Origin of the sequence: Mesorhizobium sp. ISC15 (assembly GCF_037162615.1) — a bacterium.
GTDB lineage: Bacteria > Pseudomonadota > Alphaproteobacteria > Rhizobiales > Rhizobiaceae > Mesorhizobium > Mesorhizobium mediterraneum.
In genome coordinates this window covers 4219307-4232560 of the sequence record NZ_JAVSPX010000001.1, presented here as the reverse complement: position 1 = coordinate 4232560, position 13254 = coordinate 4219307, and the positions used below count along the sequence as shown (strand labels likewise).

Below are 13254 nucleotides of genomic sequence, written 5' to 3'. Positions count from 1 at the left end.
TCGTTGCGGTTTGCCCGTTCGGAGAACGTGGTGTTCTTCCTTGGCTCATGGAGGAAAGCCGGACTCACCTCAAGGACCGACTCTTGCGCCGGCCGAGCGAATTCTGCCCGTAGGTTACCGTTAATTACCTTCCGCCCGGAGCGGCAATAGGCAAACCTCACGAAGGGCGCCCGTCAAAGATATGTGGCAAGAGCGCCTCCAAATGGGAGGTCACGATGAGCGAAGACAAGATCAACCGCACCGTCCTACCGATTCCGTCGCGGCCGCGAACGGGCCTCATCACCTACGACGCCAAGGATCCCGACACCAAATTTCCGCCGATCGAGCAATTGCGGCCGCCCAAGGGCGCGCCCAATGTCATTGTAATCTTGATCGATGATGCTGGGTTTGGCGCGTCGAGCGCTTTTGGTGGCCCCTGCAACACACCGAACGCTGAGCGCCTCGCGAAGCGCGGCCTGAAATACAATCGCTTCCATACGACAGCTCTTTGCTCGCCGACGCGCCAGGCGCTGCTCACGGGTCGCAACCATCACTCGGTCGGCATGGGCTGCATAACGGAAGCCGCAACCGGCTCACCGGGCTATTCCTCGGTTCTGCCGAACACCATGGCTCCCGTCGCGAAGACGCTGAAGCTGAACGGCTACGCGACCGCACAGTTCGGTAAATGCCACGAGGTCCCTGTCTGGGAGACCAGCCCGGCCGGGCCGTTCACCGCATGGCCGACCGGCGGCGGCGGCTTTGAATATTTCTACGGATTCATCGGCGGCGAGGCGCACCAGTGGTATCCGTCGCTCTATGAAGGGACGATGCCGGTCGAAGTGAAGAAGACGCCCGAAGAGGGCTATCACTTCATGGAGGATATGACCGACAAGGCGATCGGGTGGATCAGCCAGCAGAGCGCGCTGATGCCCGACAAGCCCTTCTTCATCTACTTCGCGCCAGGCGCTACCCACGCGCCGCATCATGTGCCGAAGGAATGGGCCGACAAATACAAGGGCAAGTTCGACAAGGGCTGGGACGAACTGCGCAAGGAGACCTTCGCGCGCCAGAAGAAGCTGGGTGTCATCCCCGAGGACTGCGAACTGACCGCTCGGCACGAACAGATTCCTTCCTGGGACAGCATGGACGAGAAAATGAAGCCCGTCCTGCGGCGCCAGATGGAGGTCTATGCCGGTTTCCTCGAATATGCCGACCAACATGTTGGACGGCTCTTCGATACGCTCGACCAACTCAAGATCGCCGACGATACGCTGATCTACTACATCATCGGCGACAACGGCGCATCGGCGGAAGGCACGCTGATCGGCGCCTACAATGAGATGGCTAACTTCAACGGCCTCGCGGCGCTCGAGACGCCGGAATTCCTGATGGAGCGGCTCGACAAACTGGGCGGGCCGGAATCCTACAACCACTTCGCGGTCGGCTGGGCGCATGCGATGAACACGCCCTATCAGTGGACCAAGCAGGTCGCCTCGCATTGGGGCGGCACGCGCAACGGCACGATCGTGAGCTGGCCGAATGGCATCAAGGCCAAGGGCGAGGTTCGCTCGCAATTCCATCACGTGATCGATGTCGCGCCGACCATCCTCGAGGCAGCCGGGCTGCCGCACCCGACCTTCGTTGAGGGCGTGCAGCAGGCGCCGATCGAAGGCGTCAGCATGGTCTATTCGATGAACGACGCGAAGGCCGCCGAGCGCCACGAGACGCAGTATTTCGAGATGTTCGGCAATCGCGGCATCTATCACAAAGGCTGGACGGCGGTGACGCGGCACAAGACGCCGTGGATCCTGGTCGGGGAAGACATCCCGGCGTGGGACGACGATACCTGGGAACTCTACGACACGAACGAAGACTGGAGCCAGGCGAAGAACCTCGCCAAGAAGATGCCGGACAAGCTGCGCGACCTGCAACGGCTCTGGCTGATCGAGGCGACGCGCTACAACGTGCTGCCGCTCGACGACCGCACAGCAGAGCGCTTCAACCCCGACCTCGCTGGCCGCCCGGTGCTGATCCGCGGCAACACCCAGATCCTGTTCGGCGGGATGGGGCGGTTGTCGGAGAATTCCGTCATCAGCATCAAGAACAAGTCGCACTCGGTGTCGGCCGAGATCGACGTGCCCGAAGGCGGCGCCGAGGGAGTCATCGTTGCCCAGGGCGGCAATATTGGCGGTTGGTCGCTCTACGTGAAGGGCGGTAAGCTGAAATATTGCTACAACCTGATCGGCGTGAAGCACTTCTTCGCCGAATCGAAGGAGAAGATCCCCGAAGGCTCGCACCAGGTCCGCATGGAGTTCGCCTATGCTGGCGGCGGCCTCGGCAAGGGCGGCGTGGTCACGCTCTTCGTCGACGGCAAGCAGGTCGGCGAAGGCAAGGTCGAGGCGACCGCGGCGATGGTGTTCTCCGCCGATGACGGCACCGATGTCGGCTGCGATACCGGCGCGCCGGTCTCGCCCGATTACGGGCCGCAGGACAACGAGTTCAACGGCACCGTCCGCGGTATCCAGCTCGCGATCGGGGACGATGCCAATCACCCCGACCACCAGGTCTCGCCCGAAGAAGCGCTTCGCGTCGCGATGGCGCGGCAGTAAGGGGCGTCGTCTTACGGACGGGCGGCGCCGGCAACGGCGTCGCCCGTTCTAGGCAAGCGTCTTCGCAAAGAGGGAATGAGCACGAATGGCAATCGAAGACATTCTGCAACGTTTTTGGGAAGACCTCGTCGCAAGGCCGAGTGGGCCCCTGGCGCTCAGGTTCCTTCTTCAGCCGGTGATGGCGACTTTGTTCGGGATACGTGACGGCATCAAGGACGCGCGCGACGGGCGCTCGCCTTATTTCTGGACCGTCCTGTCAAAGCCTGACGAGCGCCGCGCGCGCCTTGTCGAAGGGGTTAGATCGACGGGCAAGGTTATGGTGCTCGCCGTGATCCTGGATGCCGTCTATCAAATCATGCAACTCGGCACCTTCTATCCGTTTGAAGCTGTGGTCGTGGCGATTGTTCTCGCCTTCGTTCCCTATCTCCTGATCCGGGGCCCGGCGGCGCGCATCGCGCGCTGGTGGAGCAGCGCTCGTCTCGGACCAAAATCGTGAATGATCAAAAGCGTTGGGGCCAATCTCGTACGCTGAAACAATGTCGATGAATAGGGATTCAAGGGGATCAGAATGGTGAGCCAGCCCGCGGATGAGAACCCGCCAAGATTTGAAGTCCATGTGACATCGGATAGTCATTTCTCTTGGCTGCGTACGCGTCTCAGCGTCGAGCGCACGCTGATGTCTTGGGTGCGAACGTCCGTCTCGCTTATCGGCTTCGGCTTCACGATCGTCCAGTTCTTCGAGCGTTTTCAGGACATGCAAGGCGTCGCCCCGGCGCTGCGCCCGCAGTCGCCGCGCGTTCTCGGCCTTGCGCTCATCCTCGCCGGCGTGGGTGCGCTTGCTGTCTCGCTGTGGCAATACCGATCGCTACTTCGTTATCTGTGGAGCAAACAGTTCGCTCCGCTCGCCGGAGTGGACGAGGACCCGCACAAGACGCCGCTCTTTGCCGTCACGATCGTTCTGTTGCTCATCGGCATTTTCACTTTCATCGCCGTGCTGTTCCGGTTGGTCTGAAGCCAAGGATGGCGCAGCATCCGAGCGGCAATACGAAAACATAGGGAGGAGACGAAAATGGCAGACAAGAAACCGAACGTTCTCATCATCTGGGGCGACGACATCGGCCAGTTCAATGTCAGCGCCTACAACCAGGGCATGATGGGCTACAAGACGCCCAACATCGACAGCATCGCCAAGGAGGGAGCGCTGTTCACCGACTGGTATGGGCAGCAGAGCTGCACCGCAGGTCGTGCGGCATTTATCACCGGGCAGTCGCCCATCCGCTCCGGCCTCACCAAGGTCGGCCTGCCGGGAGCGCCCGAGGGCATGAAGAAGGAAGATCCGACGATCGCCGGCCTGCTCAAGAACCACGGCTACATGACCGGGCAGTTCGGCAAGAACCACCTCGGCGACCGTGACGAGATGTTGCCTTCGAACCACGGTTTCGACGAGTTCTTCGGCAACCTCTACCACCTGAATGCAGAGGAAGAGCCGGAAAACCCCGACTATCCGAAGGAATCGGAGTTTCCGAATTTCAAGAAGAACTTTGGTCCGCGCGGCGTCATTCACAGCTTCGCCGACGGCCGCCTCACAGACACGGGTCCGCTGACCAAGAAACGCATGGAGACCTTCGACGAAGAGGTATCCGCCAAGGCGATCGACTTTATGGAGCGCGCCAAAAAAGCGGACAAGCCGTTCTTCCTCTGGTGGAATTCCACCAAGATGCATATCTTCACGCACCTCAAGAAGGAGGTGCAGGGAAGGACGGGGCTCGGCATCTATGCCGATGGCATGGTCGAGCACGACCGTCAGGTCGGCGAGATGCTGGCCAAGCTCAAGGAACTGGGTCTCGATGAGAACACCATTGTAATGTACTCCACCGACAACGGCTCGGAGTCCTTCTCCTGGCCCGACGGTGGCACGACGATGTTCCGGGGTGAAAAGAACACCAATTGGGAAGGCGGCTATCGGGTGCCGTGCGCCATTCGCTGGCCCGGCGTGATCGAACCCGGCACGGTCATCAACGATGTCGGTTCGCATGAGGACATGCTCACGACCATCCTGGCCGCGGCTGGCGAGCCTGACGTCAAGGAGAAACTCCTGAAAGGTCACAAGGCCATGGACCGGGACTACAAGGTCCACCTCGACGGCTACAACCTCATGCCCGCATTGAAGGGCGAGGCCAAATGGCCGCGCAAGGAGTTCATCTATTGGACCGATGACGGCAGCGTCGCCGCCCTGCGTTACGGCAACTGGAAGGCTACCTTCCTGCGGCAAGACGCGCACGGCCTGCACGTTTGGCAGGAGCCCTTCGTGGCGCTGCGTGCACCGATGTTGACCAATCTACGGATGGACCCCTTTGAACTCGCGCATCAGATCGGCATGGACTATGGCCGCTGGTTCGCCGAGCACATGTTTATGATCGCACCCGCGGGCGCCTTCGTGGGACAATGGCTGCAGAGTTTCCGCGAGTTCCCGCCGCGCCAGAAGCCAGGAAGCTTCAATCTCGACCATGTGATGGAAGCGGTGACCGCCACAGGCGGAGGCGGACACTAGCGCCGTTGGCCGGGCGGCGGGCATCCCGCCACCCGGCATTGACTGCCGAGCGATTAGGACTGACAAAAATATACTTGCGAGAACGCGATGAAGGAGTGGCTAACCGCCATGACAGAGCGCCATGGCGTTGCCTATGATCGCCTTCGGTAGCTGGGACGACACAAAAGGTGCTATGTTGTGAATGACTCTGTTGATCTGACCACGCGCGACCGACACATCGGCGTGCCGCCTTTCGAAGGCATGCTGTGGATCCCCGGTGGCACTTTTTTGATGGGCTCGGACGCGCATTACCCGGAAGAGGCGCCGGCGCACCGCGTCAAGGTGGGTGGCTTCTGGATGGATCGCCATACCGTAACCAACCGCGAGTTCGAGCGTTTCGTAGCAGAGACCAGCTATGTGACGCTGGCTGAACGTCCGGCAGATCCCGCAGACTACCCCGGAGCGATACCGGAACTCCTGGTGCCGTCGTCCTCCATGTTCAAGAAGCCGGCTCAGAAGGTCGACATACGGAACTCCTACAACTGGTGGGTATATGTAGGCGGCGCCAATTGGCGCCATCCGCGCGGCCCAGCGAGCTCCATCAAGAAGCTGGGCGACCACCCAGTGGTCCATGTTGCGTTCGAGGATGCCGAAGCCTATGCGAAATGGGCGGGCAAGGAGCTGCCGACCGAAGCCGAATGGGAGTTCGCAGCCCGCGGTGGACTCGACGGCGCCGAATATGTCTGGGGTGACGAACTGACGCCAGGTGGCAAGCACCTGGCCAACACCTGGCAAGGCGAGTTTCCCTACGAAAATCGCAACGAGGATGGCTACGAGTGGACGGCTCCGGTCGGTTCGTTCCCGGCCAACGGTTACGGGCTCCACGATATGGCGGGAAATGTCTGGCAGTGGACTACGGACTGGTATCAGGAGCACTCGCGGATCGACAGCCCGTGCTGTACGATCGACAATCCGCGGGGTGGCCAGCGCGAAGCCAGCTTTGACCCCCACACCCCTGAGATCACGATCCCACGCAAGGTAACCAAGGGCGGCTCTTTTCTATGTGCACCCAATTACTGTCGGCGGTATCGGCCTGCAGCGCGCATGTCGCAGCCGGTTGATACTTCGACCTGCCATCTCGGCTTGCGCTGCATCGTTCGTTCACGCTCGGGGGAGTGATGGAACAGGCATTTGCCGTCGTTACCGGGTATGCCGTCCTGCTTATCGATGCAATCGCCCTCATTGCAATCGTATACGGAACAATCGAGGCATTCCTCGGCGCGCTTCGAACGATGTTAGTCCCTTCGGGAGCAACCGAGGGACGCGTTGTCTGGCTGCGCTATGCACGCTGGCTGGTTGCCGGCCTAACCTTCCAGCTCGCGGCCGATATTATTGAAACTTCGATTGCACCGGGCTGGGATGACATTGGACGACTGGCGGCAATTGCCGTGATCCGAACGTTCCTTAACTACTTCCTCGAGCGGGATTTGGTCGAGGTGCGGACATCTCAGCCAATCTGACAGGAGCTATTGCAAGGCAAGGAGAATCTGGATGCTGAGATGCGGAATCTGTATCCACCCTGGTCGCGATTGTCATTCTAGCTCTAGAAAAGCAGTCCCTTCAGTCCTGCCAAGATTTCCGCCATGGGTAGCGCCAGGAACACGACCGGGACGAACGGGAGCAGCAATGCGATGCCGAGCATCGCGATGCTTTTGAGGTCGATCGGGACCAAGCGCAGCGCGTAGACATTTGCGACGATCGCGTACAAATCGGTAGTCGCCGAGAAGTCTGGCTTCTCGAGCGCGGACTTATCGACAGGTCTGTCGCGCCCAAGCCATTTCTCTTCGAATGCCGCCCCGACCTGGGTGGCAAGAGCGCCGTATTCGAATGAGCCGCGCTGCAACGCCCTCATCAGCATCGGCGTAAAAAAGAATAATGGCGCGGCGAACAAGGCGCCGACCACCACCAGGAGACCGGCACTGAAGATCGTGTGGTCTCTCGGCAGCGCCCCGTCGACAAAGACAATATTCGCCGAACGGCCCGCAACGATCGCGGCAAGCGCCATCGCTAAGAGGGAAAATGCCCGCAGAGAATATCCCAGCACGGCAAGGCCCGCTGCGCCATCCGGATGGGATGCCAAGAGGCGGAGGTCGAGCCGGGCGATCCGCCACAGAAGATGCGCCCACAGAGCAAGCCTCCACGTCCAGCCAAGGAGCAAGGTCAGGAGCAAAGGAAGACTCACCAGCACGTGCCACCAGCCGGCTGGCGAGAAGGCAGGCGCGGAGCCGCCGGTCTTGTGCCAAATCGGAATCTGATCGAACGGCAGCGAAAAAACCGCCGCAGACATGAGGAGATAGGCCAGAGCGATTGCGATAATTTCTGCGGCGCGCGAATTGAGCTGCGCTCGGGTCGATGCGACGGCAGCGTCATATGTCCCACGGTCCCGATTGGTTACAAGCCCGGCGTCAGCAAAGTGCCGTACGATCGCATTGAGTCTTGGTGCGCACAGCGCTTCGGCCAAGACGAGTAGTGGTGCGGCGATCAGGTACCGCGCGTGCATACCCGCATCCCAAAGGAGCGGCGTAATTCCGCCGGTGTGCATAGTCACATTTTGAATGCCGGCTAAAACGAGAAGGGGCGCCCAGCCTACCGCACCGACGATCATCGCCCGGCGGCCAACATTCAGTTGACTACCCCTGACGAGGCCCAGACGTCGCTGGAGCCCGACAGGCGGACCATTCTCAAACAGTACTTCGTTTGCGTGCAGAGCTTCGTTCATTTGCATGCGCACATCTGCTCCCGATCCCGACAGCTCGGCTCATCAGCATCGAGATGTTCCCGGTTGGCTTTACGGCTCCAGGGGAATTAGTTCATCGATCCCAGCGAGAGTTTAAGCTGATCTGATTTCCGTTCGTCCAATTCCTGGTCCGATCGACCTTCTCCCGCGATCTCATCGGCTCGGAAGGCGCAGGGAGAGGCCGCCGGACGGTTCCTTCGGCCTCCCTTCCCGCGGTCAACGTCAGTCGACGGCGAAGGCCGCTGCCGCCAGCTTCTCCAGATCGAGGTACTGGCCCTTTTCGACAGTGACGCCGACGAACAGGATACTGCCTCCCTTGAACTCCCCCGGGGTCTTGTAGTCTTCGCTGACCGCATCGCCGCTGTCCCGTCCGACGCAGAGCCCATCCCCCGACAGAGTGAACTTGCCGGGTTGGGTACGCATGTCACCCTGCGCCTCGATCTTCTCATTGACATAGAGCGTCGTCTTGCCGAGCGACTCCCCGTGCTTGCCGGCTTTGTCGCGGATGAACTCCATTCCGAGCGTGTACTTGCCCGGCTTGAGCTCGCTCTCCGACACGAACGCCTGCTCCGGCTTGATGCCGAGGAAATTGTAGACGTAGTGGAGCTTCCTGTCCTTGACGAAGAGCGCATGGCCGCCGAAGCGCGAGCCGTGGGCGAAGATGACGCCAGAACAATCCTTGTCGACGATCTCGACGTCGGCGACGATCTTGTAGGATCGGCCACGGACGTTGACAGCGACACCCTCCGGCACCGGCGACGTCCCGGTATAGTAGATGTAGCGCTCGCGCGGAGGTTCCTCCGTCGGCCGCTCGACGTTGAGCAACTCAGTGGCGCTGCGGTCGTCGAGCGGAAGCACCTTGTTCTTCTCGGCCTCGTCGAACCAGGTTTCAATGAGCGCCTTGAGTTTCTCGGGATGCTTCTTTGCAAGGTTGGTCGATTCGGAGCGGTCCGCGTCGACGTGGTAGAGTTCCCATTCGTCCTTGTCGAAATGACCCTTGCCGGTCAGTGGCACGTGAAGGGCAGCGGCCTTCCAGCCGTCCTCCCACATGCCGCGGGTCCCGAGCATGGCGTAGTACTGGCGTTTTTTCGTCGTCTTGCCGTCGGGCTCGGCGCTGAAGCTGTAGCGCATCGAGACGCCGGAGAGCGGGTACTGCTCGACGCCCCGGTAGGTCTTGGGCATCTCCAGTCCGCAAACGTCTAGGATTGTCGGTACGATATCGGTCGAGTGGTGATACTGGTTGCGCACCTCTCCCTTGGCTTTGATGCCCTTCGGCCAGGAGATCACCATCGGGCAGCAGGTGCCGCCGGCATATTCCGAGTAGCGCTTGAACATCTGGAATGGAGTCGACGTTGCTGCTGCCCAACCTGTCGGATAATGGCCATATGTGTCGGTGCTGCCCAGCACCTTGAGATACTTGAGGTTCTCCGACAACTCGTCTGGATAGCCGTTGAAGAACTTGTTTTCATTGACCGAGCCACTTGGGCTGCCTTCGCCCGAGGCGCCATTGTCGGAGCAGTAGAAGACGATCGTGTTCTCCAGCTGGCCGCTCTGCTCGAGATAGTCGATCAGCCTGCCGACCTGCGCGTCCGTGTATTCCGAGAAACCGGCATAGACTTCCATCATGCGGGCGAACAGCTTCTTCTCCTCGGCATTGAGCGAGTCCCACGGGCGCACGGCGTCGCCCGGATTGGCCACGTCGGCCGGCAGCGGGTTGATCGGCGTGAGCTTGGTGTCCTTGGGTAAAAGGCCCTTCGCGATCATGCGCGGCAGCACCCATTCCCGATAGGCCTCGTAGCCTTCGTCGAACTTGCCCTTGTATTTGTCGATGTACTCCTCGGGCGCATGGTGCGGCGCGTGGTTGGCGCCGGGGCAGAGCCACATGAACCACGGCTTCGACGGGTTCGAGGCCTTCTGGTCGCGGATCATATGCAATGCGTGGTCGACCAGATCCTTGGACAGGTGATAGCCGTCTTCGGGTCCATAGGGTTGGTCGATGAACTTGTTGTCCTCGATGAGGTCAGGGTACCACTGGTTGGTTTCGCCGCCGATGAAGCCGTAGTAGCGGTCGAAGCCCTTCTGCAACGGCCATTCGGAGCGACTCGCGCCGGACGCGATATCCTGCTCAGGCACGTTGTGGTTCTTGCCCAGCCAATAGGTGCTCCAGCCGGCATCCTGAAGGACCTGGCCGATCGTCGCGCATTCCGCCGGGAGGCGGCCGCTCCACCCTGGAAAGCCCTGCGCTCCTTCCGTGATGCAGGAGCATCCGTTGAGGTGGTGGTTGCGCCCAGTTAGGAATGTCGAGCGGGTCGGCGAGCAGAGCGCCGTCGTGTGCCACTGCGAATACATCAGGCCGTTGTCGGCAAGCTTCTGGAGCGTCGGCATGTTGATGCCGCCTCCAAAGGGCGACCAAGCCGCGAGACCGGTGTCGTCGTAGAGGACGATTAGAACATTCGGGGAACCTTCCGGCGCCCTGGGCAGCGTGAATGGCCCCCAATCCGGTTTGGAATCACGAACATCGAGCTTGATGACGCCGTTGAATGGTTTCTTGGTCATGATCTTCTCCCGTTGTCAGTCGGTTGTAATCCCGCCCAGATCTTTGCCTCCGCGTCAGAGCGCTCGGAGCAGCACCGCGAAGAATGCGAAGAGCCCGTCGACGAGGCCGCGGCAATGCCGCGCGCCAGCGCTTGTCGTACGAATGATCGTCTACTGCTTGTCATGCTGCTTCTCCCGCCTAAGGGGCAAATTAGCTATTGGACTACCGCGTCACGATCCGCGGGGCGTCTTGGGTTCGCACATGCCTGCAGCAACCGATGCGTAGATCGCCTCGTAGTCATCGACCATGCGGGACGCACTGAAGCACTCCTCGAACCTGCGCCTGACCTGGCGCCGGTCGAGCCCGCCAACCTGGCGATCTCGATCGCGCGGGGGTGCTAAGGGATGCATCGCTTCGGACACTGCCATTACTCCAAATACCAAGCGCCGTCTGATGATCGCCGCTTCCTATTCACCACCCTGTGCGGCCTGTACGGCCCTCTGCTGGGCAAGCGAAATCACGTTGGCCGCGGCCGCGGCGGCCTGTTTCTCGTCGCTGCCGACCTGGACCGTCGGCTGGGCAAAATTGATGCCGTTTTCCGCGAAGGCCTGCTGGATCATGGTGTAGGCGCTTCGCCTGACGACGGACTGGTGACCGGGCTTGGCCATGAAGGCGAAGCTCAGTTCCATGCCGAAGTCGCCGAACTGCTCGACACCCTTCATCTTCACGGTCTCGATGATCTGCGGCGCCAGTTCGGGGTCCTGGAGCAGCTCCGCCCCGATGACGTTCAGCAGCTTCTTCACCTTTTTGACATCCGTGTCGAACGGCACGCGGATCAGGAACTTGTCGATGACCCAGTCGCGGCTCATGTTCTGCACCGCGCCGAGGTCCCCGAACGGAACCGTGAACACCGGGCCGCGGTGATGGCGCAGCTTGACCGAGCGCAGGCTGAAGGATTCGACGGTTCCCTTGTAGCTGCCGCTCTGGATGTACTCGCCGACCCGGAACGCATCGTCGAGCATGAAGAAGACGCCGCTCAACACATCCTTGACCAGGGTCTGCGAGCCGAAACCGATGGCAACCCCGAATATACCTGCGCCGGCGATGAGCGGCGCAATGTGCACGCCAAGCCCCGACAGCACCGTGAGAACAGCCACGACGCCGACCAGGACGGCAAGCATGTTGCGGAAGATCGGCAGCAAGGTCCTCAGCCGGCTTCGCCGTGCCACCTCGTCAGCGCTGACTGTATCGTCGACCGCGGCCAGTTCCAGTGTCCGGCCGATATGGGCCTTCGCCAACTGCCAGATGAGGTCGGCGACCAGCAGGATAACGACACCATGCAGCAGGCCGCGCACGATCCGGGGTATGGCGGTGTTACCTTCGGCCAACACGCTTGGGTTCAGGCTCCATACCAGGCCTAGCCACAAAACCGCCAGCAGGATCACCAGCGAACGAACCCCTCGAACGATCAGCACGGTCCGGATCGGACTGGCTGAGGTCAGACCATCTCGCCCCTCCGCGAGCTTCAGCGCTGCCTGACCGGCAATGGACAATGCTCTCGGCAGCAACAGGGCATAGATGCTGAGCCACAAAAGGCCGGTGAGGCCGGCGACCCAAAACCCCCACAGGACAACCAGGTAAATAGTGAGCAGCCACTCCTTGGGGCTTATGCCCTGTGTCGTGGCCGAACGGCCCGGACGACGCCAGACCATTTCGACGGCCAGGACCAGCAGTCCGATCCCCAGCAAATAGGTGATCAAGCTTTTCACGTCCTGCGAGAAGCCCAAGGCAGGAAGCAGGCTGACGGTCGCCTCGCCGGCCATCAGATAGCCGGCGAAGATCGCCACCCGCCGGTACCAGAAATGCGCTTCGGCATCGCTCGCCTGGATCAGCCTGAGGGGTGTTCCCTGTTCTGCCGAAACGGCTCCAGCGGTCGGGGCGAGCAGTATTCTGGCGAGTGCCATCACCGCGCGGACAACGATGAAGGCGACCAAATACGTCATGACAGCGAGGCGCAGCAGCGCCGGCCATTCGAACGCCAGGAAAACCCCGGCGCTGACGAGGGTGAACACAACAAGCGGCGCAAGTTCCGACAGCCAATTAACGGCGCCGCGCTCTTCACGCTCGGCTGCCGTGGCGGATTGCTTCACTCCACCTATCGCGCGCCTGAACAGCCATTCCGCCCCGAAGCCCAATGCGAGCAGCGACCCGAAAAGAAGAAGGACCGTCGCGAATCCGTGGTTGTTGATCTCCGTCCTTACGATCTGGACGGCCTTCGCGGCCTCGCCCGGGATGCGCGGAAACGCGCTGCGCATTGCCGTGAGATGATGGCGAATGGTGCTTTCCCACACGGTGATCTGCGAGGCGGCCCGCGCGCCCGGACTTTCCGCCGCCGGTGGCGCGGCTACGGCCTCCAGCCGCGCGCGGATATCGGGATCATCAAGCATCCTGATGAACGTCTGAAATTTTTCATCGGCCGCCGAAACCGTCGAGTTTTGCTGCGCCTGCGCCATCGAGGCGCTGCTCATTGCTGCCAACCACACCAACGCCAGCGCCGCCATGAAGCATGCCGCCAAAAATGGCGACTTTACCCGGGATGTCCTGATCGCTCTCATGTCGCTCTCCCGCTTGAGGTTACCGCGGGGAGGGCAGTGGGGGAATGTAAGTTACGTGGTCGGCTGGGTAAGGCAGCTATGTCGATCAAAAGATCGCCGGTTCTGTGCGATCCGATCTACCACGTGATTGCCAGGGACGTTTCTGGCGAAGCAGGAAGCAAGATCGAGGATGATCGCGAGCCTGCCTA

8 protein-coding genes and 1 pseudogene are annotated in these 13254 nt (G+C 61.1%); 6 read left to right on the top strand and 3 right to left on the bottom strand.

The genetic code is table 11. The features are described 5' to 3' along the window. Window positions 1–215: 215 nt before the first annotated feature. From RPG13_RS20430 to RPG13_RS20405, 6 genes and pseudogenes are all read left to right on the top strand, one after another. The gene (locus tag RPG13_RS20430; protein ID WP_337125811.1) at window positions 216–2588 is read left to right on the top strand and encodes an arylsulfatase; all 2373 of its coding nucleotides are present in this window, start codon (window positions 216–218) and stop codon (window positions 2586–2588) included. A gap of 85 nt (window positions 2589–2673) precedes the next feature. After that, window positions 2674–3084 carry a hypothetical protein gene (locus RPG13_RS20425; RefSeq protein ID WP_095486772.1) on the top strand — a complete coding sequence of 137 codons (411 nt, stop codon included), beginning with the start codon at window positions 2674–2676 and terminating at the stop codon, window positions 3082–3084. 72 nt (window positions 3085–3156) lie between these two features. After that, window positions 3157–3600, top strand: coding sequence for a YidH family protein (locus RPG13_RS20420; RefSeq protein ID WP_095486771.1), 444 nt, complete (start codon window positions 3157–3159; stop codon window positions 3598–3600). Between the two features lie 48 nt (window positions 3601–3648). Beyond that, window positions 3649–5139: pseudogene (locus RPG13_RS20415) on the top strand (arylsulfatase); the annotation flags it as partial. 240 nt (window positions 5140–5379) lie between these two features. Next, window positions 5380–6297, top strand: a complete 918-nt coding sequence (locus RPG13_RS20410) for a formylglycine-generating enzyme family protein (RefSeq protein WP_292715420.1) — start codon at window positions 5380–5382, stop codon at window positions 6295–6297. Further along, on the top strand, window positions 6297–6638 hold the full coding sequence (locus tag RPG13_RS20405) for a DUF1622 domain-containing protein (RefSeq protein ID WP_337125810.1): 342 nt from the start codon (window positions 6297–6299) through the stop codon (window positions 6636–6638). The genes RPG13_RS20410 and RPG13_RS20405 overlap by 1 nt, the downstream gene beginning before the upstream one ends. 83 nt (window positions 6639–6721) lie before the next feature. On the opposite strand, the gene RPG13_RS20400 is transcribed toward RPG13_RS20405, so the two are convergent. From RPG13_RS20400 to RPG13_RS20390, 3 genes are all read right to left on the bottom strand, one after another. Next, window positions 6722–7903, bottom strand: coding sequence for a hypothetical protein (locus RPG13_RS20400; RefSeq protein WP_337125809.1), 1182 nt, complete (start codon window positions 7901–7903; stop codon window positions 6722–6724). 234 nt (window positions 7904–8137) lie between these two features. Beyond that, on the bottom strand, window positions 8138–10471 hold the full coding sequence (locus RPG13_RS20395) for an arylsulfatase (RefSeq protein ID WP_337125808.1): 2334 nt from the start codon (window positions 10469–10471) through the stop codon (window positions 8138–8140). A gap of 447 nt (window positions 10472–10918) precedes the next feature. Beyond that, entirely contained in the window at window positions 10919–13066 is a 2148-nt protein-coding gene (locus RPG13_RS20390; protein ID WP_245467905.1) for a mechanosensitive ion channel family protein, read from the bottom strand. Window positions 13067–13254: the final 188 nt, after the last annotated feature.

Coding starts and splice junctions, on each gene's coding strand:
- RPG13_RS20430 (WP_337125811.1), top strand. CDS start 216: ATGAGCGAAGACAAGATCAACCGCACCGTCCTACCGATTCCGTCGCGG.
- RPG13_RS20425 (WP_095486772.1), top strand. CDS start 2,674: ATGGCAATCGAAGACATTCTGCAACGTTTTTGGGAAGACCTCGTCGCA.
- RPG13_RS20420 (WP_095486771.1), top strand. CDS start 3,157: ATGGTGAGCCAGCCCGCGGATGAGAACCCGCCAAGATTTGAAGTCCAT.
- RPG13_RS20410 (WP_292715420.1), top strand. CDS start 5,380: ATGCTGTGGATCCCCGGTGGCACTTTTTTGATGGGCTCGGACGCGCAT.
- RPG13_RS20405 (WP_337125810.1), top strand. CDS start 6,297: ATGGAACAGGCATTTGCCGTCGTTACCGGGTATGCCGTCCTGCTTATC.
- RPG13_RS20400 (WP_337125809.1), bottom strand. CDS start 7,903: ATGCAAATGAACGAAGCTCTGCACGCAAACGAAGTACTGTTTGAGAAT.
- RPG13_RS20395 (WP_337125808.1), bottom strand. CDS start 10,471: ATGACCAAGAAACCATTCAACGGCGTCATCAAGCTCGATGTTCGTGAT.
- RPG13_RS20390 (WP_245467905.1), bottom strand. CDS start 13,066: ATGAGAGCGATCAGGACATCCCGGGTAAAGTCGCCATTTTTGGCGGCA.